19 protein-coding genes and 2 pseudogenes are annotated in these 23729 nt (G+C 42.3%); 10 read left to right on the forward strand and 11 right to left on the reverse strand.

Annotation, left to right across the window (positions count from 1 at the left end; all coding sequences use genetic code 11):
• Positions 1 to 151 (reverse strand): annotated as a pseudogene (locus F8R90_RS09585) (ISKra4 family transposase); the annotation flags it as partial.
• Between the two features lie 364 nt (positions 152 to 515).
• Here F8R90_RS09585 and F8R90_RS09590 point away from each other — a divergent pair.
• Positions 516 to 962: pseudogene (locus F8R90_RS09590) on the forward strand (rhodanese-like domain-containing protein); the annotation flags it as partial.
• Positions 963 to 1477: 515 nt separating this feature from the next.
• On the opposite strand, the gene F8R90_RS09595 reads toward F8R90_RS09590, so the two are convergent.
• The 6 genes from F8R90_RS09595 to trpB form a co-directional block, all read right to left on the reverse strand.
• Complete coding sequence (locus F8R90_RS09595; RefSeq protein ID WP_196510557.1) at positions 1478 to 2107, reverse strand: ribonuclease D; 630 nt, start codon at positions 2105 to 2107, stop codon at positions 1478 to 1480.
• Between the two features lie 89 nt (positions 2108 to 2196).
• On the reverse strand, positions 2197 to 2751 hold the full coding sequence (locus F8R90_RS09600) for a CAP domain-containing protein (RefSeq protein ID WP_196510558.1): 555 nt from the start codon (positions 2749 to 2751) through the stop codon (positions 2197 to 2199).
• A 348-nt stretch (positions 2752 to 3099) separates the two neighbouring features.
• Positions 3100 to 3627, reverse strand: a complete 528-nt coding sequence (locus F8R90_RS09605) for a CAP domain-containing protein (RefSeq protein WP_196510559.1) — start codon at positions 3625 to 3627, stop codon at positions 3100 to 3102.
• Between the two features lie 231 nt (positions 3628 to 3858).
• Positions 3859 to 4146, reverse strand: coding sequence for a hypothetical protein (locus F8R90_RS09610; RefSeq protein ID WP_196510560.1), 288 nt, complete (start codon positions 4144 to 4146; stop codon positions 3859 to 3861).
• A 145-nt stretch (positions 4147 to 4291) separates the two neighbouring features.
• Positions 4292 to 5449: a class I SAM-dependent methyltransferase gene (locus tag F8R90_RS09615; protein WP_230966222.1), complete on the reverse strand. Its 1158-nt coding sequence runs from the start codon at positions 5447 to 5449 to the stop codon at positions 4292 to 4294.
• Between the two features lie 31 nt (positions 5450 to 5480).
• A complete protein-coding gene (gene trpB, locus F8R90_RS09620) occupies positions 5481 to 6716 on the reverse strand; it encodes a tryptophan synthase subunit beta (protein ID WP_196510561.1) in 1236 nt (411 codons plus the stop codon).
• Positions 6717 to 6947: 231 nt separating this feature from the next.
• Between trpB and F8R90_RS09625 the strand changes: the two genes are divergently transcribed.
• Together F8R90_RS09625 and F8R90_RS09630 are read left to right on the forward strand one after the other, a co-directional pair.
• Positions 6948 to 7295, forward strand: coding sequence for a translation initiation factor (locus tag F8R90_RS09625; protein ID WP_196510562.1), 348 nt, complete (start codon positions 6948 to 6950; stop codon positions 7293 to 7295).
• Positions 7296 to 7436: 141 nt separating this feature from the next.
• Positions 7437 to 7595: a YqaE/Pmp3 family membrane protein gene (locus F8R90_RS09630; protein WP_012410519.1), complete on the forward strand. Its 159-nt coding sequence runs from the start codon at positions 7437 to 7439 to the stop codon at positions 7593 to 7595.
• Positions 7596 to 7898: 303 nt separating this feature from the next.
• Here the strand turns inward: F8R90_RS09630 and F8R90_RS09635 are convergent, their stop codons facing one another.
• The 4 genes from F8R90_RS09635 to lpdA all read right to left on the reverse strand — a co-directional run bounded on the left by F8R90_RS09635 (position 7899) and on the right by lpdA (position 11978).
• Entirely contained in the window at positions 7899 to 8567 is a 669-nt protein-coding gene (locus F8R90_RS09635) for a carbonic anhydrase (RefSeq protein WP_196510563.1), read from the reverse strand.
• A gap of 461 nt (positions 8568 to 9028) precedes the next feature.
• Positions 9029 to 9280 carry a DUF5340 domain-containing protein gene (locus F8R90_RS09640; RefSeq protein ID WP_190890114.1) on the reverse strand — a complete coding sequence of 84 codons (252 nt, stop codon included), beginning with the start codon at positions 9278 to 9280 and terminating at the stop codon, positions 9029 to 9031.
• Between the two features lie 257 nt (positions 9281 to 9537).
• The gene (trpC, locus tag F8R90_RS09645) at positions 9538 to 10428 is read right to left on the reverse strand and encodes an indole-3-glycerol phosphate synthase TrpC (RefSeq protein WP_196510564.1); all 891 of its coding nucleotides are present in this window, start codon (positions 10426 to 10428) and stop codon (positions 9538 to 9540) included.
• A 125-nt stretch (positions 10429 to 10553) separates the two neighbouring features.
• Entirely contained in the window at positions 10554 to 11978 is a 1425-nt protein-coding gene (lpdA, locus tag F8R90_RS09650) for a dihydrolipoyl dehydrogenase (RefSeq protein ID WP_196510565.1), read from the reverse strand.
• A 482-nt stretch (positions 11979 to 12460) separates the two neighbouring features.
• On the opposite strand from lpdA, the gene F8R90_RS09655 reads away from it, so the two are divergent.
• From F8R90_RS09655 to F8R90_RS09685, 7 genes are all read left to right on the forward strand, one after another.
• Complete coding sequence (locus F8R90_RS09655; protein ID WP_196510582.1) at positions 12461 to 14236, forward strand: SWIM zinc finger domain-containing protein; 1776 nt, start codon at positions 12461 to 12463, stop codon at positions 14234 to 14236.
• A 298-nt stretch (positions 14237 to 14534) separates the two neighbouring features.
• The gene (locus F8R90_RS09660) at positions 14535 to 16319 is read left to right on the forward strand and encodes a ShlB/FhaC/HecB family hemolysin secretion/activation protein (RefSeq protein ID WP_196510566.1); all 1785 of its coding nucleotides are present in this window, start codon (positions 14535 to 14537) and stop codon (positions 16317 to 16319) included.
• Positions 16320 to 16895: 576 nt separating this feature from the next.
• Positions 16896 to 19532: an EAL domain-containing protein gene (locus tag F8R90_RS09665; RefSeq protein ID WP_196510567.1), complete on the forward strand. Its 2637-nt coding sequence runs from the start codon at positions 16896 to 16898 to the stop codon at positions 19530 to 19532.
• A gap of 67 nt (positions 19533 to 19599) precedes the next feature.
• On the forward strand, positions 19600 to 20544 hold the full coding sequence (locus F8R90_RS09670) for a histone deacetylase family protein (RefSeq protein ID WP_196510568.1): 945 nt from the start codon (positions 19600 to 19602) through the stop codon (positions 20542 to 20544).
• Positions 20545 to 21081: 537 nt separating this feature from the next.
• On the forward strand, positions 21082 to 21219 hold the full coding sequence (locus F8R90_RS09675; protein WP_190889848.1) for a hypothetical protein: 138 nt from the start codon (positions 21082 to 21084) through the stop codon (positions 21217 to 21219).
• 177 nt (positions 21220 to 21396) lie between these two features.
• The gene (locus tag F8R90_RS09680) at positions 21397 to 21843 is read left to right on the forward strand and encodes a tellurite resistance TerB family protein (protein ID WP_196510569.1); all 447 of its coding nucleotides are present in this window, start codon (positions 21397 to 21399) and stop codon (positions 21841 to 21843) included.
• Between the two features lie 336 nt (positions 21844 to 22179).
• Positions 22180 to 23535, forward strand: a complete 1356-nt coding sequence (locus tag F8R90_RS09685; protein WP_196510570.1) for a UDP-N-acetylmuramoyl-tripeptide--D-alanyl-D-alanine ligase — start codon at positions 22180 to 22182, stop codon at positions 23533 to 23535.
• Positions 23536 to 23729 lie beyond the last annotated feature (194 nt).

The following is a 23729-nucleotide window of genomic DNA, read 5'->3' on the forward strand; positions in this document are numbered from 1 at the left end:
TTTCTGGGCCGACATATTCCAATATTTGGCTACGAACTGTTTTTTCTATACCTTCGAGGTCTATTAACTGACTCTTATCAGCTTCCGAGTACAGTAATGTTGCCAGTTCTTGTAAGCAGGCTTTGATCCGTTCTTGTTTCTCTTGGCTCATAGTCAGCGATCGCACAGGGTTATTTCCTTCTACATTTTCTCAGAAATGGTAAATCTTCCAAAACTGGATGCTCCCAAAAATTTCAACTTTTATACTATATTCTAGGTAGTAAATTTAATAAATTTAAATTTATTCACAATCTGTTTAAATAATTAAATATCCAAAAATTTAATAAAATTAATATAATAAAAATCCCTTTCAATAGTCTAATTAGTCTGTATTTGCAATGGATTAAATGGTAGAAAATATTTCAAATAGCTACTCTATCTCAAGAGAGACTTTGAGTAGATTCAGCCCATAGAAAGATTAATTCAATATATTTAGTCCGTTAAATTGCTATTAATATCGTCAGTCAGGAATAGCTATGGTTAACAATTTAGTCGGCGGCATCATTCCCCCACAACCACCAATAGAAGCACAATCTGATGTTCATGTGCTGAAGTCTCGTCTAGAATGGGGCGAACCAGCTTTTACAATACTGGATGTGCGCGATCGCAACACCTTCAACGAAGGTCACATTATGGGAGCGATGCCGATGCCAATAGACGAATTGGTACAGCGTGCAGTACCTTCTTTGGATAAAAGCCGTGATATTTACATTTACGGTGCTAATGAAGAAGAAACTGCCCAAGCAGCGCAACAACTGCGTTCTAATGGATTTGAGCATGTCTCCCAACTCAAAGGTGGTCTTGCCGCATGGAAAGCTATCGGTGGCCCGACAGAAGGCATTATTGAATCCAAAACTCCCCCAGGTGCAGATGACTACAATGTAGTAGATCGGCTCAAAAATCACCAAGAAAATCAGCCAAAGGGAGGCACTAGCGCGACGGAAGCCATTAAAAAAGGAGCTAGTAACCTCAAGGAAGGTATTCAAGAAGGAGCTAGTAACCTCAAGGAAGGCATTCAAGAAGGAGCTAGTAACCTCAAGGAAGGCATTAGTGAATCTAAAACTTCTAAAGACACTGATGATTCCAATATTGGATCTTAGACCACAAATAAATTAGAAAATTAGCGATAGACCTCTTGTATAAATCAATAATGAGAATCCCACTTTACCTTTGACTTATATCTAAATCTCCCTTCTTTGCTTGTAGGCAGAGGTTAGGAGTGGGGTGTTAAGGAATTTTCCAAGAGGTCTAATCTCTATTTTTCATGAGCGGAAAAGTTGCAATTCAAGAGTCAAAAGACAGAATATTTTCTCTTGTAATGTTTGTCCTCCAGATAAATAACTTTTGCAAAAGACTCCATGAGCAGCGCTCATAAGGAACAATGAGAAATCCTTTCCTTGTAACCTGTTCCCTATTGTCAATGCAGGTTTAGCGTTTATCAATGTTCAAACAAATCTTTAAATTGCAACAAATCCAAAGAAACTATTGTTGGCAGAAATTCAAAACATTCTTGAGCAATTTCCCAACGTTCTTCTCGTTTGAGCATTTCTGTTAGCTTCTGTTGCACACTAAGTAAGTAGCGTACATCATTGGCAGCATAACTCAGTTGAGCTTCAGATAAACTAGCGGCATTACCCCAATCTGAACTTTGAGAGCTTTTATCCAGTTCTACTTGTTCTAACTCTTGCACCACATCTTTAAGTCCGTGGCGATTGGTGTAAGTACGAGCTAACTTACTAGCAATTTTGGTACAAAAAACAGGCACAACCTGAATCCCCAGATTGGCTCGCAAAGTGGCAAGGTCAAACCGAGCAAAGTGAAACACTTTTACGACATTCGCCGCTTCCAAAAGTTTTTTTAAATTTGGGGCATCAGCTTGTCCTTTGGCTATGCGAATTGCAGTCACTTTCCCTTCCGGGTTGCACAGCTGGACAAGACACAAGCGATCGCGCTGCGGCAATAATCCCATCGTTTCTGTATCAACTGCGATCGCATCTGATTCTAAATACTGTCCAAGGGCTGCGTCACTGAGATCGCGATCGCTCACCTGAAATTCTTGTAATGTCATGAATTGTTCAAAAATAATAGCAGTGTCTAGCAGATAAAAGTCTTGTCAGACACTACATTATTATTGTGCAAAAAAATCAGAAATTAAATCTACCTAGCGCGGAAAAAAAGCTGTGTAAGGTAGACTTCGCCTTGATTATTAGTAGCAACGCCAATTCCAGTGAGGTTGTAATTTCCTTTAAGATTCTTTAGATGTCCCGGACTTTTAATCCAACCAGTAACAGCTTCGTCCACAGGGTTACTATATCCCCGATTGAAAGCTACATTTTCCGCCGCACTGTTGTAGCGAATAGGGATAGCTTTGACTCGCCGTTCAAATCCCTGATGGCTAAATGGGGTTTTACCTTTAGCCATATTCTGACTATGAATTCTTGCCTGTCGAGTAATATTTGCATTTAGGGTCAACTTTGGCAGTCCTTTAGAAGCCCGATATCGATTAATTTCCTCAAAAACGGATTTTTCTAGCTCCGTAGTTTTAAAAGTAGGAGTCGATATTGCAACCTGACTGGAAAAAAGTGACAACAGCTTATTACGGGTGGATGTATTTGTAGAAGAATGATTTTGATTTGGTGTCGGAACAGTCGTTAATCCACTAGCAAGGACAAGCGCACTTAAAGCGATGCCAAAAGCAGTTTGTCGGAACATGGAGAATTGCGTAATATGTAGAGATATAAGACTTATACTCTACCCTATTGTTCCAACGATATATACCACGATACTATTAAGGATTGATGAATTTTGGCAATCTGGCTACATCCTTGTATGGGAAGTACAAAAAATCATTTCCAATTGTCAATACTTCAATAGGTCAGCTTCATAAAATCATGGTTATTTTCGCTGATAATTTCAGATTTTAATGAATTATTAAAAAATAATGTAGTGTTCAATAGACAAATGTCATTGAAACTACATTATTCGATATCTAGTAAAAGCTTTGCCAACAGACTGAAGTCTGGGGAATTTGAGAAAAAAACCTAAATTCTACGAAATCTATTAGCGAAAGAAAAGTTGTGTAAGGTAGACTCTGCCTGCACTGTTTCTAGCGACACCAATCCCCGTCTTATTGAAATCACCTTTGATATTTGCAAGATGCCCTGGACTTTTGAGCCAGCCTTGAACAGCTCTGGTAGCCGGGTCACTACGTCCCTGGTTGTAAGCAACATTTTCACCAGCGGTTCTGTAGGAAATGCCGGTTGCTTTAATACGTTGTGGAAATCCACCATGTCCAAACGCGACTCTACCACTAGCCATGTTCTGACTGTGAATCTTAGCTTGATTATCGATAGCAGAATTACGAGTCAGTTCTGGTTGCCCTATGGAAGCTCTGTACTCATTAATTTGGGTAAAAACCGACTCTTCTAGAGCAGCAGTGTCGCTGCTAGATGCTGCGATATCAACAGTATGTCTTGAGATATGTGAAGACTCTGGTGTAAAAGTTAGATTTGTTACAGGAGTAGCGATCGCGCCACTACCAAGAACAATAGTTCCTAAAGCAACGCCGTAGATTGTTGTTCTAATCATTTGCTGAAAGTAAACTTCCAGACCATCTAACCAAACTAATGTCCATGTGACAAATTGCTTATAGGTCTATATACCTCTCTTTAAGCCGTTTTATATTCAAAAACTACCAGCAAACTTTTAAATTCACGACCTTACAAAAAAATTGCGCTGTTGCTAAAAAACTCCCTCTACCATTAGTATGATTATTTGTATATAGATGGCATAAATTGCTCCATTAGAACCTCTGGGCGACTAGCTTGGCTTAAGGGTTTCTAACTCTTCCTGTACAACACGCAACACCCGTGCTATGTATTCCGCACGCCACTGTTCCCGCTCCTTAGTTACTTTTGCATCCGGCTGGTAAGCTTCAATCTCAGTAGCCGATAAAATACCTTTAACTTCTAGCAACCGTTCAATAGTGTCTAGCCGCTCATGCAGTACGGACACTTCACCAGTCAAAGCCATGACGATCGCTAACAATTTATCAATTTGCGGACTATCTAAGTAAACAGGTCGTTTACCCTTAGCTATTTTTGCCATCTTTATACCAATTCTCCCAAAATAAGATTACACACACAAAAGAAAGAAACCCAGATGAAATCTGACTTTCTCAATTACGTAGCTTGCTTCTCGCCAGAGGCGAGTATTACAAATTACAAATTACGAATTGGTATACTTCCCGTACTTACTTAGTTGCAGCAACTACAAACCATGTGCCTTGGCTGCCTGAATTACCATTTTTAAACAGGCTATTAGTTACGTTTGCTTTCCATGCCCCATTAGGGACAAATTTCTCGAATGTCTTATCTGCTGCAAAACCAGCCTCAGTAGCTAGCGACACCAAATCCAGATCGCGTACAGCACTCCAGAAGGGTTCGTTGTTGTTTGCGGTTTCCCAATCATAAACGAACTGCGTATAAACATCCATGTGACGATACAGGGGTGCTTCCACATGGAGCATCATTCCGCCGGGAGCCAGTAGACGATAAGATTCTTGCATAACTTTACGGACAGATGGCGGGGGAATTTCATGAAGTAAAATGTGAGAAACTACTAAGTCAAAAGATTCATCCGGGAAGTTAGTGTGCTCGGCATTTTGCTGAGAGAAATGTACCCGTTTGCCCAAAGATTCCGCTCTTGCATGAGCATAACGCAGCATGGGTGCGCCTACATCTATGGCATGGACTTCTGCATCTGGAAAACCATCCACATAGGGTAATGTGCTATTGCCGATAGAACATCCCATATCGAGAATTTTTTTGGGTCGAAAGTCGGGATATTCTGGCAGAAGATAGTTTTGGACTATAGATAGCCCCATATCATCATTAAGCGGCCCCAACCAACCCAGACCATAAACGTAAGCGCCGCGATCGTAAGTTGCGCCGGCAGCTACATCATCCTCTGTAAATTCACTGTGATATCCTCCGGGCATACAGTGAATGTCTACAGCCTGCTGATGAGTAGGTATTTGAAAATTTGGGTCGAGAGTTAAAGTACCCAGTTCAGCACCCTGATCTTTGGCACGTTCAATCAACTCTGGCAGTTGTCTGTCAACACTGGAATTTACAGCATCCCATAATATTTCCTGGTTAATACGCTTGAGGGCACTACTCCAGCGGTAGTATGGTTCGTGCCGCATTACTTCCCGAATTTCATAACGAGTCTGGGGAGAACGCTGATGTTCTTGTTCAAACTTCGGCTTGGCTAGTTTTTCATAAAGTACTTTATTGCCAGGAGAGATATTCCTGAAAATGTGCATTCTCAAACTTTGCACAAAATTTTGTCGTGCCAACTCGTCATGAGTGGGTTGCGGTAGCATAGGGTGTTGGAATTGTTGATTCATTATTGCTTTTTACCCAGCTTTTTAAGTATATTTACGCATCATTTAAGAACTTGGCTACTGTTTGTACATCCTTATCGCCACGTCCAGAGCAGTTAATTACAATCCGGGGACTGTCGGTTAGTTGAGGACACAGGGTTTCAAGGTAGGCGATCGCATGGGCTGTTTCTAATGCTGGGATAATCCCCTCCAATTTCGACAATCGCTGAAATGCCGCTAAAGCTTCTGCATCAGTCACACTATAGTATTCAGCGCGACCAGTATCCTTCAAATAACTGTGTTCTGGGCCCACACCGGGATAATCTAAACCTGCACTAATTGAGTGTGCCTCAATGATTTGCCCATCCTCATCTTGCAGAAGATAGCTCATTGCTCCGTGCAACACACCGACTCTTCCTTTTGTCAAGGTTGCTGCGTGTTTTTCAGTATTGACACCTTCTCCTGCTGCCTCAATACCAATGAACCGTATAGAAGGCTCATTCATAAACTCATAGAATAGTCCCATAGCATTGGAACCACCACCCACGCAAGCCAAGAGAATATCAGGCAATACACCCCACTTTTCCATTGCTTGGGCGCGAGTTTCTTGGCCGATTACTGCATGAAAATCACGTACCATCATCGGGTAAGGATGAGGCCCTGCGACTGAACCGAGAATGTAGTGAGTTGTTTCCACATTTGTCACCCAATCACGGATTGCTTCAGAAGTAGCATCCTTAAGGGTTCCAGTTCCCGCTTCCACCGGACGCACTTCTGCACCCATCAACCGCATTCTGAACACATTTAAAGCTTGGCGTTCCATGTCATGAACACCCATGTAAATTACGCATTCCAGCCCAAAACGAGCGCAAACTGTAGCTGTGGCAACACCGTGTTGTCCAGCACCTGTTTCGGCAATAATGCGCTGCTTACCCATACGTTTCGCCAACAATACCTGACCAAGGGCATTATTAATTTTATGAGCGCCAGTATGATTTAAATCCTCACGTTTTAAGTAAATTTGCGGCCCCGTGCGATCGGGTCGGGCATAATGAGCAGTCAGGCGTTCAGCGAAATACAATGGTGTGGCACGTCCTACATAGTCCCGTAACAACTGCTGTAGTTCTGCTTGAAAACCAGGGTCATTGCGGTATTGCTGATAAGCTGTTTCTAGTTCAGTAAGAGCAGGCATCAGCGTTTCAGGTACATACTTACCGCCGAAGCGTCCAAAACGACCTAGCGTATCGGGAACCTGAGCAGTTGAATTTGGAGATAGGGGAGTGGTAGTCACGGGCTGTTTTCGATGACGGGAAGGACTTAATTATTATAGAAAGTCTGGGGCATATCTAGGTTATATCTGGGGACTGGGAACTAAATTCTTCACTGATACTCAATGCCCCATGCCCAATTAGTTTGAATCCCTCGCAATGGATTTGTGATGTTAGCCTAGAAATTGATATCCCAGCAGAATGGTTGCGTAGAAGTTTCCACTGCCTTTGAAATTTTTCTTAATAAAGATTTTATGTCTTCTTCCAATTCTAAATCTTCTGACAAAAGCTTTGTCTACCGCGAATTTGGCAACGACAACTCCGCCGCCACAGAAAGACCAATTCCAGAACTCCCCACACAACAACAAAATCTCAAAGTACAAGCTTCCCGCAAAGGACGCAAAGGCAAAACTGTCACAGTGATTAGCGGTTTTCAAGCCAAGCCAGAAACCTTGGCAGATTTGGTGAAGCAGCTAAAAACCCAGTGCGGCACAGGTGGGACAGTTAAAGATAACGAAATTGAAATTCAGGGCGAACACAAGCAGAAAATTGTCGATATTTTGACCAAGTTAGGTTATAAAGCCAAAATTAGCGGTGGCTAATCTGGAGTGCGGTTTACCGCATCTTAACCGTGGTCTGGATTGAGAGAGGGAATGTTATCTTTGAGAGGTACAAATATGCTTGAGCAGTAGTAAATCACTTTGCCAACAAGCTATTTTTTGTGAGATGAATAGGAGGTTTAAATGGATTTAGTTCGGATTCTGTGTGCCATTTTCGTGCCGCCTCTGGGAGTTTTTTTGCAAGTAGGTTTTGGTATAGACTTTTGGATTAATATAGTTTTGACACTTTTTGGTTACATTCCTGGGATTATTCATGCAGTGTGGATAATTGCTAAGAAATAATTCTTTGTGGGGGTAGGTATTGAGGCTCTGCATCCAGTGATAAATTGAGCAGAGCCTTAATTAATGCATTTCCATGATCTGCATGGAAACGAGGAAAAGAGTTAAGAAATCATTTGCCTAGTATTTGTAACTTTAATTAAACAAAAATCTATAAGTATCCTAAGCGTATTGCTTTATAACTTTGGCATAAGTATTAAAATATTGAGATGAAAAATAACTATTTATTTTACTCGTAATCAAAGTTGTATAAACACAATTTATCGAGTCTCGAATTTAGGCTTTTGTTTGCCCATTAATACCGAATCAGCTCTCATTTTTTAACATGGCATAGAGTCTAAACTCTAGAAGTAAGGGACAGATGTGCAATTGCCATTGTAAAGTTGAGACATTCAAATCTTTGATCAACCCAGTGCGTATATCTAGTACCCAACCATGAACCAGAGGTGCTTTTCGCTCATAGAGTACCTGACGCATGATGGAAGTTTGGTAAAGATTTTTCACTTGCGCCACAACATTGATTTCCGCCAAACGATTCAGACGTTCTTCTCTTGTTGGCAAAACATCAATTTCTTCTTGTTTGTGTAAATACAGTTCCCGAATCGGATTTACCCAGTTATCAAGAATTCCGATGGTTCTTCCTTCTAAAGCCGCCTTAATTCCTCCGCAATCATAGTGACCACAAACGATAATGTGTTCCACTTTAAGATGTAAAATTGCGTATTCTAAAACGGCTAAAAAGTTTATATCTGTTAGAGAAACTTGATTGGCAATATTACGATGTACAAATAATTCTCCTGGTTCTGTACGGGTAAACTTTGTTAATGCTAGACGGCTATCAGAACATCCAATGTATAAAAAAGGTGGTGTTTGTCCGTTAGATAATTCTTCAAAGTAAGTTGGGTCTAAAGCTAGTTTCTCGGCAACCCATGCCTGATTATTTCTGAGGAGTTCGTCAATGCTGTTATATTTCATCTTTCGTTAAATTCGAGAGAGAATCTCATCAATATTTTAGCTGATTTACAGTTGCCTATAAATCAAGATGAACTTTTTCCAAGCTAAAATATTTATAAAGATGAAATTTTTCTATAGCATCATTAATATAATTAGTGTATAAATTGTAAACGATTAAATTAGTTTTTATAGAAAAACTGAATATGTAGAATTTTAATAAACTAACTAAACAAAGTAAAAATTAAGCATTTATACCAATATTTTAAAACCTCATTTAGCATTTCTATCTATTCTTACAAAGCAGAGAAAGTTCTGTAACCAAAATCATTTTAATTGACACCAAAAACTGTGCATTTTAGTCAAGCAAGTGCGGCGGAAGTTATGATTACTGGTCTTTTCAATACACAGAGAGACTTTCTGAGGATGGTAAGATAACTTAACAAAAATGCCAAATTTGAGGTTGAGATATTAAGTTATCAGCTTCAATCGGGTGCAACAACTTTCTTATCGTTATGATGATTAATCGACCAACGGTGATCAATAGTCACAGAGGAAAACTCGCAAATTTCTTCTAGTCGTTTTTGCTGTACAGCAGCTTTACGCAGAGTAATAATTAGTTGATTTACCTGATGCCGTAAATCTGGATTATCATTTACAGCTAACATGGTTTGTCTTTCTAAAAGTTGAAGTATAAGTTCGTAGTGAATAGGAGAAGGTAAAGGAATTTGCTCCATGAAGTTAAATTTTGATTTCATATTTGGGATTTTGTATTAGTCAGAATTTGTCTCTTATCAATAAATTGTTACATACGAAATAACTAGTTGCTTATGGCTTTAATTTGATTAGCAATGAAGATTTGGCAAAGATATTGATGATATTTGATGGCAAAGTGCTGCGTGTCTACGCATAGTGTGCCCAATTGCCCAACTATTGTATGCATCTGTATGCAGTTAGTTGCCGTGCGCTAAGGGGCTTAGGGGAGGTATTTATTTCAGATATTCCTCGGTAATATACGGCCGATCGCAGCGCCGGGATCTGGTTGTTTGACCAAAGATTCGCCTATGAGTACAGCAGATGCACCTGCTGCAACCACCAAATTCAAATCATCTGGGTTGTGTAGTCCTGACTCGCTGACAACAAGGATGTTTTTCTCCTGCAATTGGTTACCCCTTGCTGCTAAAAGTTGGCAAGTAGTTTGCAGATCAACAGAGAAATCTTCCAAATTGCGATTATTGATTCCTACTAAGGAGACCCCATCTAAAGCTAACACACGGTCAAGTTCTGCCAAGCTATGGACTTCAATCAAGGCTGCCATTTTCAGGTTCTTAGCAATTTTGAGGAAGTATTGCAAATCTTGATCGCTCAGGATAGCTGCAATCAACAAAATAGCATCTGCACCTTGAACCCGCGCTAAGTACATCTGGTAAGGATAAATGATAAACTCTTTGCACAGTAGGGGCAAATCTACAGCAGCACGAACTTTGGCTAAGTTGTCAAAACTACCTTGAAAGAACTTGACATCGGTTAGCACAGAAAGACAACTGGCTTTGGCTTGCTGATAAGATAGGGCGATCGCTACTGGGTCAAAATCTTCTCGGAGAACGCCTTTGCTAGGTGAAGCTTTTTTAACTTCTGCAATCAATGCTGGCTTTGTCTTACCTTGGCGCAAGGCGGCGACAAAATCACGGGTTGGCGGTGCAGAGAGTGCCTGATGTTGTAATTCCCGTAAAGGCAGCCTTTCTCGCATTTGCTCAACTTCTACTTCTTTCTGCCAGACAATTTCTTCCAAAATGTTGTTTGGCGCTGAATCTGGTATGGCAGCCTGATAACGTAATATAGATACATTAATAGCTGGGTTAGGTGAACGACGACGGATTTGCATAATTAGTCATTAGTTATTAGTCATTAGTCATTTGTCATTTGTCATTAGTCATTGGTCATTGGTCATTGGTCATTAGTCATTTGTCCTTGTTTATTGACAAAGGACAAATGACAAATGACTAATGACTAAATGGCTCGTTTATAAGCTTCGTCTAGAACTTCCGAGAGTGTCGGGTGGGCGTGCACTAGATGTGCGAGACTTTGGACAGATTGACGGTTAGCGATCGCAGCTGACGCTTCATGAATTAAGTCTGAGGCGTGCAGTCCGAAAATGTGAACACCCAAGACTTCTCCGGTGTCTTTGCGATATATCACCTTGGCAATCCCGTCGGCTTCATTTTCTGCCAACGCTTTAGAATTCCCTTTGAAGTAACTTCGACTTGTGCCGATTTCAAACCCTTCGGTTTGTCCTAACTCCTTAGCTGCTGTTTCCGTTAAGCCCACATAGCTGACTTCTGGGTGGGTAAACGCCGCTGCGGGGATGCTGCGATAGTCTACTATTCTTTCCCTCCCAACTATATTTTCTACCGCGATGATGCCTTGAGCAGAGGCCGCATGTGCCAACATCATCTTCCCATTAGCGTCGCCAATTGCCCACACATGTGGCACTACTTCACCAGCTGATAGTACTGCCATGCGATCGTCAACTGGAATAAAATTCCGCCGATCCAATTCCACACCCACAGACTCCAAACCAAGATTTTTGGTCGCTGGGATGCGTCCTGTAGCCACCAAGCAAGCATCTACTTCGATGACATCTACATCTTCTTTGGTTTTGAAATCTGCTAACTCAATCACCACAGGTGAACCTGGGATGACTTTTTTAGCGTATATTCCCACTTTCGTTTCAATATCGCGGGGAGTAATCAGCACCCGTTCGGCAAGTTTGGCAATGTCTCGGTCAAATCCTGGCATTAACTGATCTAGGGCTTCAATCAAGGTGATTTCACAACCCAAAGCTGAGTAAATATCAGAAAATTCCAAACCGATGTAACCACTACCAATAATCGCCACCCAGTCTGGTAGCGACTCCAACTTAACGCCTTGATCGCTGGTAAAGACAGTTTTGCCGTCTACTTCAATCCCTGGAGGTACAAAAGGAATTGAACCAGGGGAAAGGATAATATCTTTGGCTGTGATGGTTTTTTCGCCACCGTCTCCGGTGATAGAGACTTTTTGTGCCCCAGCGATTTTTCCCCAACCTCTGATAATATCGACTCCTAGACGTTTGAGGCTGTTGGTTAAGTCGCCTTGGATTTTTGAGACAAGATTACCAGCATGATCAGCGATCGCTTGGCGATCAAATTCCACGCTACCAATTTGAATTCCCAGTGACTTGAGGTGGTGGGCATTGCGTAACTCCCGCACACGTCCAGATGCCGCCAGCAGCGCCTTAGAAGGAATGCAGCCCCGATTAACACAGGTTCCTCCCATATCAGCAGCTTCGATAATCGCTGTTTTCAGACCGCAACTTACAGCGTGTAAGGCTGCGCCATGTCCGCCTACACCAGCCCCTATAATGACTAAATCGTAATCAAATCCTTGACTCACGTTAGTTTCCCCGTGTGCTTCGCCTATTTATTCTCAACTTGACCGTCAATCAGCGCAACCCCTTTAACAGTTCTCAGTTCTCAGTTCTCAGTTTTATCGCTTGACTCCAAATCCTTCACAATACATCGTCAGGACTGTTCACTGATGACTGTTTACTAATTTAAGGTTCGGGTGTTGCTTCAAATTATGATTCACTTGCTTCTGACGAAAATATGGATGTTTTCAGTAATTATAGTCAAATCTAGATACTTATTTTTTTGATACCTATTAGCCTCAGAATTCGTTCTGAGGGGGTTTTTGGCACTGGTGTAAGGCTTCAGTTCAACCCTAACCTTCACTTGTTCTTTGGGAATTCGGAAAATTTCGAGTTCTAACTCCTCCTTGCCGTATGTCAATAACTTTGAATTTCTTTACAGCGCGTTAGCCTAACACCTAAGCTGGATTTAGGATTCATGCAGAGGTTTTACGCAGGCGATCGCTCGATGTCTATTCCCCAAATTAGTGAATTTACTATCCGCCGTCATTCCAACGCCAAATCTTTCCAGCGGGGCGAGGCTTACTATGAAGCAGGTGCTGTCAATGCTATTACCCAACGTGGCAATCTACTTCAGGCAGATGTTGCAGGTACTCAAGCTAGACCTTATCATGTCAATCTAAATTTTGATAGCAGTGGGTTAACTTCAGTAAATTGCACCTGTGCCTACGACTTTGACGGATGGTGCAAACATATTGTAGCGACTATGCTTGTCTGTGCGCGTAACCCAGAAAACATTGAGCAGCGCCCCACCCTAGAACAACTACTTAATCGCCTGGATTACATCCAAACTCAAAGACTGCTGCAAGAGTTGGTAAAAGAATACCCACCACTCATTGAGGAAATTGACCGCCATGTAGGTTGGATGACTAATCCTGCTGCCCAGCAAAAAACTACAAAACCTTTGCTCCATATTACTATTGATCCGGCTCCCTTTCGGCGGCAAGTCCGGCAGATTCTCCGGGATACTGTGCGCTACTTTGAGGAAGGGTGCGAAGAAGACCCGATTGCCGACGAATTGCTGAGTGTGGTGCAAACTGCGGTAGATTTTAGCGAACGGGGAGAGGGTAAAAATGCGATCGCTATCTTAGAAGCGATTACCTTTACCTGTGTGCAAAATTGGGATGATGTTGCCGAATACGGTGCCGAAAATGATGAACTTGTCGGAGAATTAAATAATGCTTGGTGTGAAGCAATTCTCAGTTCTGAACTCACCCCAGAAGAAAAAGTTGATATTCAGATAAATTTGGAAGCCTGGCAAGATGAGTGGAATGCTGATTTTGGCATGGTTATGGAGGCTTTACGCCAAGGTTGGGATTATCCGCCCCTAGTGCAAGTTCTCGAAGGTAATATTACCGAAAGGGGAGCTTGGGAAGAAGATGTGCCAGACTACGCGGATGATTTGGCACTAATTCGCCTAAAAATTCTCGAACGTCAAGAACGTTACCAAGAATATTTATATTTAGCAGAAGCGGAAGAACAAACCCAGCAGTATCTGACAATGCTAGGGCGTTTAGGCAGAGTAGAAGAAGCAATTGATGCTGCTCAAATCCAGATGAACTCAATGGAAGAGGCTTTTGCCCTAACGAAAACACTCAGCGACCAGGGGGCATTACAACAGGCGTTAAATATAGCCCAGAGTGGATTAAATTTACCGGGTAATTGTCAGTACGAATTGGGAATTTGGACAAGTGATTTGGCTGTTGAGTTGGGTAATAATGAAGCTGCTTTATTAGCAATCAAGGCGGCTTTTCAAGTCAAGCCCTCCTTTGTTGACTACCAAAAGATGGCAGAATTAGCTGGGGAAAACTGGGGAAGTGTCAAAATAGACCTGCTAAGAATTGTCCGTAGTTATAGTGGTTGGGGAACAGAATCAGCCAAGGTGGATATATTCTTACATGAGGGGCTAATTGACGATGCAATTGCGATCGCTAGTGAACTCAGTTCTTATTATTCCGAATTAATTCACCGAGTCATGGATGCTGCTATCTCTCACAATCCTGGTTGGGTGATTGCTAATGCTCGTCGCCGTGCTGAAAAGATTATGGATGGGGGTAAAGCCGAATACTACTACTACGCGGTTGAATGGTTGAAAAAGGCACGTATCGCCTACTTGGAATCTGGCAAGAAAGCTGATTGGTTAACCTATCGGGAAAACTTGATGCAAACCCACGCTCGTAAACGTAAATTGATGGAAATGTTTCAGCAAAGGGGTATGGACTAAACAATATACAAAACAGATTAGAGGCTGAAGAAACCAGATAATCCTTAATCTGCGATTACCTACAGATGAACATAATATCCTCGTAGGGGCGCACAGCTAGCTGTGCGCCCCTACCCATGTACGTCATTACAGATTGAATACCATTGATAATTTTAAGTCTGCAATAACCAAATAATTTAGCTTTTAAATTGAGATTTGCCGAAGATATCAACATTAGCGGCAAAAGATGAAGTAAGATTCACATCTGAAGCAGTCCCCGTACAATCCCATAGTTCTCAGCAAAAAATAGTCCAGTGCGATGATTGATAAATATCCCCAGAATCTTATAGTATCCTGCTTACCGCTGAGTATGCTTGTATTACTTAGCAGCATATCTTCCAGTCCACTGAAAGCTGAGGCTGTTGATACTACACAACTACCAGCTAGTAATTTCATCCTGTCGCAACAACTCCCACCACCACAGGATGTCCAACCACCCTCACCTTCACCACTTCCCTCACCTGAACTACCACAACCACTCCCCCCACCAGCAGAACTATTTCCCCCCTCTGTCCCAACTCCCAAACCTGAGGAACCACTCCCTGGCAACTTTCCTCAAACTATTGTTGTTGAACGGTTTGAAGTTATTGGTAGCACAGTCTTCAGTCCTGAAGAGTTAGCCCTCGCCACTGCTGAATTTACCAAACGACCGATCTCGCTGACTGAAGTGTATCAAGCACGGTCTAAAATTACTGATTTATACGTCCAAAATGGTTACATTACTTCTGGTGCTTATATCCCGCCCCAAACAATCCAATCCGGTGTTGTAAAGATTCAGGTGGTCGAAGGTAAATTAGAAGACATCCAGATAACTGGAACTCGGCGATTGAATCCGAATTATGTCCGCAGCCGACTAGCAATAGCGACAACAGCGCCTCTGAATCGGCAGCGTCTACTAGAGGCACTGCAACTATTACAACTTAATCCTTTGATTCAAAACGTGTCTGCTGAACTATCAGCAGGATCACGCACAGGTGCGAGTCTTCTAGAAGTCAAGGTCAGTGAGGCAAAAACCTTTAGTAGCCAAATAGTTCTTGATAATGGGCGATCGCCTAGCGTTGGCAGTTTTCGCCGCCGATTACAATTGAATGAAGCCAACTTATTAGGACTGGGAGATGCTTTGGGTATAGCTTACACTAATACCGATGGTAGCAACTCCTTTGATGCCAGCTATACATTACCACTCAATCCCCGCAACGGGACACTTACCTTCAACTATGGCATCACATCAAGCAATGTCATTGAACCTCCTTTCAACGTTTTAGATATCCAATCGGATTCTCGCTATTACGAACTGACATTCCGCCAGCCAATAGTCCAAACTCCTACACAAGAATTCGCCCTTGGGTTGACAGCCTCTCGACGGGAAAGTGAAGCCTCTTATATCGACATAGAACGACTACCTTTCCCCGGTTTAGGCGCTGATGAACAGGGGCGCACCAGGGTATCTGCGTTACGATTTTTTCAAGAATGGACGAGTCGTAACAGTCGTGAAGTCATCGCCCTACGCTCTCAATTCAATTTGGGCATCGATGTGTTGAATCCCACGATTAATCAAAATCCTCCCGATAGCCGTTTTTTTGCTTGGCAAGGACAAGCACAGTGGGCACGCCTTTTAGCTCCTGAAACATTACTTTTACTTCGTTTAAATACACAACTCGCATCCAGGACACTTTTGCCTTTAGAGCAATTTGGCTTAGGTGGGCAGGATAGTATTCGCGGCTACCGTCAAGATTACCTGCTGACGGATAATGGCACTTTTGTTTCTGCGGAAGTGCAAGTACCGATTCTGCGCTTACCCCAGATAGCTAGCACGTTACAGGTTATCCCCTTTGTGGATTTTGGTGTTGGCTGGAATAGTTCGGCTAGAGAGAATCCCGACCCTAATACTTTAGCTTCTGTTGGTCTGGGGTTGCGTTGGTCACAAGGCGATCGCTTCACGGTTCGTCTTGACTGGGGCATTCCTTTAGTATCTGTTAACTCGAATGATAGAACATTACAAGAAAACGGACTGTATTTTAGTTTATTCTATAATCCTTTTTAAAATTTAGGGGTTTATTCTCATTCCCTTCTGTTCCTGCTCCATTAAAGCAACTGGCGTGCTCAGATGTTTTTTCTCCTGTGGGATACGCCCAATTAATTTAATTCCTGCCTTGCTCTTATCTATTTTGCAAAATCCCGTGAAACAGTACTATTTGACTGATTAAAAAATAAAAATCAGACGGTTATTTATATAATTCGGAGTTTCCTCACCACTCAGAATAAAAATCCGCAAATATACCATGTGTTCTGTTCAGTGTTTGATTTTATTCTGGGTATCCTAAGCAAAGGCTAGGTTAGATGATATAGACGAAGGAGCAAAGTTTATAACTAATGTATGAGTGGAGAAAACAGCTAGACCTTCTACCGCAAAAACTGATTAAACAATTAGCCATCTCATTCCAGAAAGTTGACCATGAAGAGAAGGGCTAGTTTGTACCTTCATACCCCTTTTGGAATCATAGACGGTGATAAATTTGATTGAACTAATTTTCCCATAAGTTCAGACTTTCAGGCTCCACCTCTGAGAGTATTATTTTTCAGACTAAGACATAAAAATATGAGAATTTGAGGAACAGCCATGCTAGGAAATGAGCGGGAAAAAATACGTCATCTTTTGGTCATTCAAGACCTGCAAGGGCGGCGAACTGTCCCCTTGCAAGAGACTACTTATTCTCTGGGACGGCATCCTGCAAACACTATTGTCTTAGCTTCCCGGTCAGTATCAATGCAACATGCAATTTTATTCCGAGTAACTGTTCCAGAGACTGACCAATACGGCTTTCAGATTATTGATGGCAACTACAAGGGGAAAGGGAGTACTAATGGCTTATTTGTTAATGGTAGTAAATGCTTCTCCCATAATCTCAGAAATGGAGATGTTATTGCCTTTGGCAGTAATCAAGCTCAAGCTAAATATTATGCTATTTCCAACATTTCAGAACAAGCATTTTCAGAATCTTGTGATGTTGAAGACTTATCTGGTTTCCTATCAGAGCAAGCCAGCCCTGCCAATCCTTTTCAAACCCTAGCTATCGATCCCAGCTTTGAAGCAGCGAGTGAGTCTGCCCTAGCTCGCCTAGCATCCTTCCCTGAACTTATCCCCAATCCAATTATTGAGATGGATTTCGAGGGAACAGTGACTTATCTCAATCCAGCTGCAGCTCTCAAGTTTCCCAAACTCAGGGAAGTTGGAACCAAACACCCGATTTTAACAGGACTTCTAATTGAAGTTAACAATCTAGAAAAAAAATCTTTTGTGCGGGAGGTAGAAGTAGGTACAGAAGTTTTTGAACAATCCGTTCTCTACCTTCCTGAAAGTGATTTAATTAGAACTTTTATTATTAGGGATATTACAGAGCAAAAACAAGCCACGGCCGAACTGCGCCAGCGCGATCGCTTGTTACAAGCAGTTGCAGAAGCTGCCAATTATTTGCTAGGGGAAATGAATTACGAAACTGGTATTGATCGAGCTCTAGCTATAGTGGGTGAAGCAGCCAAAGCAGATCGTGCCTATCTCTTTCAGAACCATCCCCATCCTGCTACAGGGGAAATAGCAGTCAGCCTACGGTTTGAATGGACGCACTCCTTTATTGAACCTACGCACCAGCATTGGCAGAATCAGCCTTATCAAGCTTCTGGATTAGCTCGTTGGTACGCTGTTCTTTCTAGCGGCCAGTCGATTAGCGGAATCACCCAAACATTTCCTGTCGCTGAACAAGAATTGTTGATTCGAGATGGCATTAAATCCCTTCTCCTGGTACCTCTCCGGTTGGAGAAAGAGTGCTGGGGTTACCTTGGCTTGGCAGACTGCACCTTTGAGCGCCATTGGTCAAAGCACGAAGAATCTACCCTTTTGACGATGGCGGCCAGTATCATTGGTGCGCGGCAGCGTCAGCAAGTAGAAGAAAAGATTCGCTACCAAGCTCTTCATGACGTGCTGACAGGGTTGCCCAATCGCTTACTATTTAATGAACTGCTCAGTAAAACTCTGCCTAACGCTACTCGGAATGGTGAAAGTTTAGCTGTGATCTTCGTCGACCTGGATCGCTTCAAGGTCATTAATGACACTCTGGGGCACACTTTGGGAGACCAATTGTTACAAAGCGTTGCTCAAAGATTAAAAGACTCACTCAGAGGCGGAGATACTGTAGCCCGTTGGGGAGGTGATGAGTTCACTATCTTACTCCCGCGAGTGAATGATATTGAAGAGGTAACCCTGGTGGCGGATAGAATCTTACAAGCCTTAGAGGATGCTTTCCATCTCCAAGGGCATGAACTTTATGTGACTGCTAGCCTTGGTATTGCGTTGTTTGATAACAACAGTCCTGATGTCGAAACGCTAATCCAGCACGCAGATGCCGCTTTATACTACGCCAAGGACAAAGGACGGAATAACTACCAATTCTACAGTGTTTCCCTGAGCGCCAAAAATCCTGAACTCCTGACTTTAGAAAAGAGCTTGCGCTATGCCCAAGAACGCAAAGAATTTAAGGTGTACTATCAGCCTCGTGTGAACATTGCCACAGGAGAAATTACTGGTATGGAGGCTTTGTTGCGTTGGCAACACCCAGAAATGGGATTGGTCGCACCCAGTGTTTTTATTCCCCTTGCCGAAGAAAGTGGATTAATTATCCCCATCGGCGAATGGGCGCTGCGGACGGCTTGTAGCCAAAATAAAGTATGGCAAGATGCCGGATTGCCACCCATGACGATCGCTGTTAATCTTTCTCTTAAGCAGTTCCGCCAACCTAAATTGGTGGAGATTGTAGCTACAGTTTTAGAACAAACGGGGCTGGAACCGCGCTTTTTAGAATTAGAAATTACCGAAACCACAGCGATTGAGGATTTGTACTTTACCAGAAGCGTGTTACAAAATCTCCAGCAGATGGGTGTTCATATCTCCATTGATGACTTTGGTACGGGTCATTCCTCGCTCTCGCGCCTACAGCTTTTGCCCCTGCACAATCTAAAAATAGATAAATCTTTCATTCAAGATTTGACCGTGGATGTCAAAGTAGCTCATATTATTAGGGCCATAGTTACCTTGGGCCAGAGTTTGGGATTGAAGTTGACAGCCGAAGGGGTAGAAAAGGAAGAGGAGTTGGAGTTTTTAAAATCTATCAACTGTGAGGATGTACAGGGTTTTCTATTCTATCGCCCGCTTTCTGCCCAGAAAGCAACAGAAATCCTCGAAAGTAAACGACCAATGCTCTAGTAGGAACTGTTTGTACTAGTGACGATACAATAGCATTCATCGTCTTGCTGCCAACCTTTTTCGTCCTATGCTGCCAGTCATCTATTCCGACGAATTTTTAGATCACAAGACTGGAAAATACCATCCCGAAAGACCAGAACGTTTGATAGCGATCGCTACTGCCCTAAAAGCAGCTACATTCGCAGATAAAATTGCCTGGCGATCGCCCACACCGGCATTAGAACAAGTATCACTGATGTCTATGTTGGTTAGAGCGCATAGCCCAGACTACATCAAAAAACTTTGGCAAATCGCTGCTAGTGGCGGCGGTCCTTTGGATGGAGATACGCCAGTTTCCCCGCGTAGTTATGATGTGGCATTGTTGGCAGTCAGTGCATGGTTGGATGGAGTTGAGGCTGTGTTAAATTCGGCTAATCCGGCTTTTGTACTAGCGCGTCCCCCAGGACACCATGCAGAAAGTGATGCAGGAATGGGCTTTTGCCTATTTTCTAATGCTGCGATCGCAGCTTTATTTGCCCTCGAACAACCCGGAATTAACCGCGTTGCCATCCTCGATTGGGATGTGCATCACGGTAATGGTACTCAGGCAATCGTCGAAACTGAAGCACGCATCGCCTACTGTTCTCTACATCAGTATCCCTGCTATCCCGGTACTGGAAGATCGGCAGAACGCGGTTTTCATAATAATGTCTTAAATTTACCTGTACCCCCTGGTAGTGATATTGCAATATATCAGCCACTATTTGAAAAACAGGTAGTACCGTTTTTAGCCAACTTTCAAGCGGATTTGCTGATTGTAAGTGCTGGTTATGATGGCAATGCCGCAGATCCTTTAGCAAGTATCAATTTGCAGCCAGAAGACTACGCTTTATTTACTGATTATTGTCTAGGGATAACTCGTAAAATTCTGTTTGGCTTAGAAGGTGGTTACGACTTTGATTCTCTTTCTCAATCAGTCGTAGCGACAATTGAACAGTGTTTACCTAACTCAATGAGAAGGCTCTCGCCATAATCTTTGATTATGTTGGAATCTTTCGCTAACCCTTGTCAGTGTAGTGGTGAGAGGATGTCAATTTAGGTACTTTCTTTTTTTTTAGGTAAAATCTCGGAATTAATAATTGGCTAACTTTCGTATATGCACTGAGATCAGAGTAATCCTATTTGATTTGTAGCTCAGATTCCCGACTTCTCCAGAAACCGGGAATCTTCTTGTATATTTCCTTTGGATTTCACAACATAATCTGTAAAAATAGGCAATTTATGCATATTTATTGTCATGATTCTTTGTGAGTTAGTTGACTAATTTAACAACTATTTTTACGTAAATTTAGGGTGAAACAACTTATGCTCTCAACTCAACCTAAGTAATTTCTTTTACAAAGGCTTTCTAAAATTCATCAAATCTTCAGAAATAAAAAGTTTGAATAGTGTTCTGAAAGAGCTAAAGTTTTGTTAAGATGCAATTGCTAGCAGTTTCTCAACGAAATTCACCTATCGGTGTGTGGAGAAATAAAAAGTACTAGCAGCACAAATTTCAAAAGGTGAAGCAATGACCACCTACATTTTTTTCGATGAAGCTTTACGGATGCTGACCAATGCCTATTTGTTGTCAGGAGTACTGTTAATAGCAGCTTCTGGTATAGGTTTGGCGGTAATTGAAACAATAGAAAAGGCAGGAGAACGCTAAGTTTATAAATGGCAGTGTAGTTCTTGCCAAAAACCATTGGGTGCAAGTGTTCGCCGTGAATAAATCTTGGGAACACTAAAGCATGAAAGTCTCACAGCGTTGCAGCTTTAGCTGGAAATCCATCAAACATACAGCTAACTGTAGCGCTATTGAGACCCTAAGCAAGGAGTTACTACAATGGGTCTATTCGACGCTGTGTTGGGCACAGAAAGCCAAACCCAAACAGCACTCAATCCAGCGGAAGCTTTCGCTGTCATTATCTTGATGGCAACAGCGTCAGACGGTTCCCTTTCTGTTGAGCAAGCAAATTCTATCACTTCTGTGCTGTCTCGGATGAAACTTTTTAAAAGTTATCCTCATGAGATGATGAACAGTCTGTTTGAGAAAATCTTAGGTCTTCTCCAAGGAGATGGTTTTAATACTTTATTTAATGCAGCCAAAGATTCTTTATCTCAAGACTTGCGAGAAGCGGCTTTTGCAGTAGCGACTGATTTAGTCTTAGCTGAAGGTATCGTAGCTGAAGAAGAAAAAAACTTCTTAAATGATTTATATCAAGCTTTAGGTATTTCTAGTAAGATAGCAATACAAATTGTGCAAGTAATTTTAATTAAAAACCGGGGATAGGGCGATAAAATATATGCTTAATTAAACTATATAAATAGCTTATAAACAAAGCGTGCCAAAGGAGTTAAACTTCTTTGGCACTATTTTTGGTGTTATTGTGACTAGACTTATACCAATTCTGTATGAAGATGCGCTAAACCTAAGTAAAAGAAAGAAAAACGAACCGCAAAGGACACAAAGGACACAAAGAAAGAAGTTAAAAGGGTTTGGCGCAGCCTCACAAAGAAATGGTATTAGATTCGTGCCTTTTTCAAGAAGTCGCAAATCTTGTTGTTCAATGCAGTCTTGTGTCATAATTCGATTTTATAATTTTGAACTTTAAATTGAAAATTACTTATGCGTTGTTCTGCCACCCTAACCCAACTGGTTGAAGTTCTTTTAGCTAGTCCGATAAACTTATCTGAAACTGCTTTAACACAAGTAAGTCGCGGTATCCAAACAGATAGCCGTTCTCTAAAGCCGGGTGAAGTATTTTTAGCTTTGCGAGGTGAGAAGTTTGATGGACATGAATTTGTGGCAACTGCGATCGCAAAGGGTGCTTTAGCTGCCATTGTGGATTTTGAATACGAAAATCCCGGTTTTCCGGTATTGCAGGTAAAAGACACCCTCCAGGCGTATCAGAAAATTGGCAGATGGTGGCGCGATCGCTTTAACATTCCTGTAATTGGCGTAACAGGTTCCGTGGGTAAAACTACAACCAAAGAATTAATTGCGGCAGTTTTGGCAACAAAGGGACGAGTTCACAAAACTTATGGAAATTACAACAACGAAATCGGTGTCCCGAAAACTCTCCTAGAACTTGGCGCAGAAGATGACTACGCCGTGATTGAAATGGCGATGCGGGGTAGGGGACAAATTGCCGAACTGACGCAAATAGCGCGTCCAACAATTGGAGTGATTACCAATGTGGGGACGGCACATATTGAGTTACTCGGTTCCGAAGAAGCGATCGCTCAGGCAAAATGTGAATTGTTAGCTGAAATGGCTGCTGATAGTGTGGCAATTCTCAACTACGATAATCCTCTATTAATAGCCACAGCAGCAAAATTTTGGCACGGAGAAGTTTTAACTTACGGTTTTTCTGGTGGAGATATCCAAGGGCAATTAATTGATAACGAGACTGTAGAAGTTGCCGGAATCCAACTACCTCTACCTTTACCTGGCCGTCACAATGCGACTAATTTCTTGGCGGCTTTAGCGGTAGCAAAGGTGTTAGGAATTGATTGGGCAAGCCTCAAAGCAGGTGTGATGGTGGATATGCCCACAGGGCGATCGCAGCGATTTACCTTACCCAACGATGTGGTAATTTTAGATGAAACTTATAATGCTGCACCAGAAGCTATGATCGCAGCGTTGCAATTATTGGCAGACACACCCGGAAAGCGAAAGATTGCCGTGTTAGGTGCAATGAAAGAATTGGGAGAGCGATCGCAACAATTGCACCAGCGAGTGGGAGAAACAGTGAAAAAGTTGAATTTAGACGGCTTGTTGGTTTTGGTAGATGGACAAGATGCCGAAGCGATCGCTCTTAGTGCCGAGGGTGTGCCATCGGAGTGTTTTGCAACTCATGCCGAGTTGGTGGCTAGGTTGAAGGCATTTGTGCAAGCAGGCGATCGTTTATTATTCAAAGCCGCCCATTCTGTGGGACTAGATCGGGTAGTCAATCAGTTACGTGCAGAATTTCCCAAATGAATCCGCCTCTTTGCAACTTGTCACCCAGAAAACATTGCTTCAGAACGAGTTTTGCAGATAATCGGAATGCAGCAGGAAGGGTCTTTGCGAGAACACCATTGGATTAGGGGAGAATAGCGAGACTCTTAGCTATATGCCATCCTTGAGCATGAATGGAGAGGCGTCAAATGATGATGTTCTGAAAAGATCACCTA

It is taken from the genome of Nostoc sp. NZL, from assembly GCF_015714705.1.
Taxonomy (GTDB): Bacteria; Cyanobacteriota; Cyanobacteriia; order Cyanobacteriales; family Nostocaceae; genus Nostoc; species Nostoc foliaceum_A.

What these genes read in the sequence shown, in the direction of transcription:
- F8R90_RS09595 (WP_196510557.1), bottom strand. Translation starts at nt 2,107, where the DNA reads ATGACATTACAAGAATTTCAGGTGAGCGATCGCGATCTCAGTGACGCA.
- F8R90_RS09600 (WP_196510558.1), bottom strand. Translation starts at nt 2,751, where the DNA reads ATGTTCCGACAAACTGCTTTTGGCATCGCTTTAAGTGCGCTTGTCCTT.
- F8R90_RS09605 (WP_196510559.1), bottom strand. Translation starts at nt 3,627, where the DNA reads ATGATTAGAACAACAATCTACGGCGTTGCTTTAGGAACTATTGTTCTT.
- F8R90_RS09610 (WP_196510560.1), bottom strand. Translation starts at nt 4,146, where the DNA reads ATGGCAAAAATAGCTAAGGGTAAACGACCTGTTTACTTAGATAGTCCG.
- F8R90_RS09615 (WP_230966222.1), bottom strand. Translation starts at nt 5,449, where the DNA reads ATGAATCAACAATTCCAACACCCTATGCTACCGCAACCCACTCATGAC.
- F8R90_RS09625 (WP_196510562.1), top strand. Translation starts at nt 6,948, where the DNA reads ATGTCTTCTTCCAATTCTAAATCTTCTGACAAAAGCTTTGTCTACCGC.
- F8R90_RS09630 (WP_012410519.1), top strand. Translation starts at nt 7,437, where the DNA reads ATGGATTTAGTTCGGATTCTGTGTGCCATTTTCGTGCCGCCTCTGGGA.
- F8R90_RS09635 (WP_196510563.1), bottom strand. Translation starts at nt 8,567, where the DNA reads ATGAAATATAACAGCATTGACGAACTCCTCAGAAATAATCAGGCATGG.
- F8R90_RS09640 (WP_190890114.1), bottom strand. Translation starts at nt 9,280, where the DNA reads ATGGAGCAAATTCCTTTACCTTCTCCTATTCACTACGAACTTATACTT.
- trpC (WP_196510564.1), bottom strand. Translation starts at nt 10,428, where the DNA reads ATGCAAATCCGTCGTCGTTCACCTAACCCAGCTATTAATGTATCTATA.
- F8R90_RS09655 (WP_196510582.1), top strand. Translation starts at nt 12,461, where the DNA reads ATGTCTATTCCCCAAATTAGTGAATTTACTATCCGCCGTCATTCCAAC.
- F8R90_RS09660 (WP_196510566.1), top strand. Translation starts at nt 14,535, where the DNA reads ATGATTGATAAATATCCCCAGAATCTTATAGTATCCTGCTTACCGCTG.
- F8R90_RS09665 (WP_196510567.1), top strand. Translation starts at nt 16,896, where the DNA reads ATGCTAGGAAATGAGCGGGAAAAAATACGTCATCTTTTGGTCATTCAA.
- F8R90_RS09670 (WP_196510568.1), top strand. Translation starts at nt 19,600, where the DNA reads ATGCTGCCAGTCATCTATTCCGACGAATTTTTAGATCACAAGACTGGA.
- F8R90_RS09675 (WP_190889848.1), top strand. Translation starts at nt 21,082, where the DNA reads ATGACCACCTACATTTTTTTCGATGAAGCTTTACGGATGCTGACCAAT.
- F8R90_RS09680 (WP_196510569.1), top strand. Translation starts at nt 21,397, where the DNA reads ATGGGTCTATTCGACGCTGTGTTGGGCACAGAAAGCCAAACCCAAACA.
- F8R90_RS09685 (WP_196510570.1), top strand. Translation starts at nt 22,180, where the DNA reads ATGCGTTGTTCTGCCACCCTAACCCAACTGGTTGAAGTTCTTTTAGCT.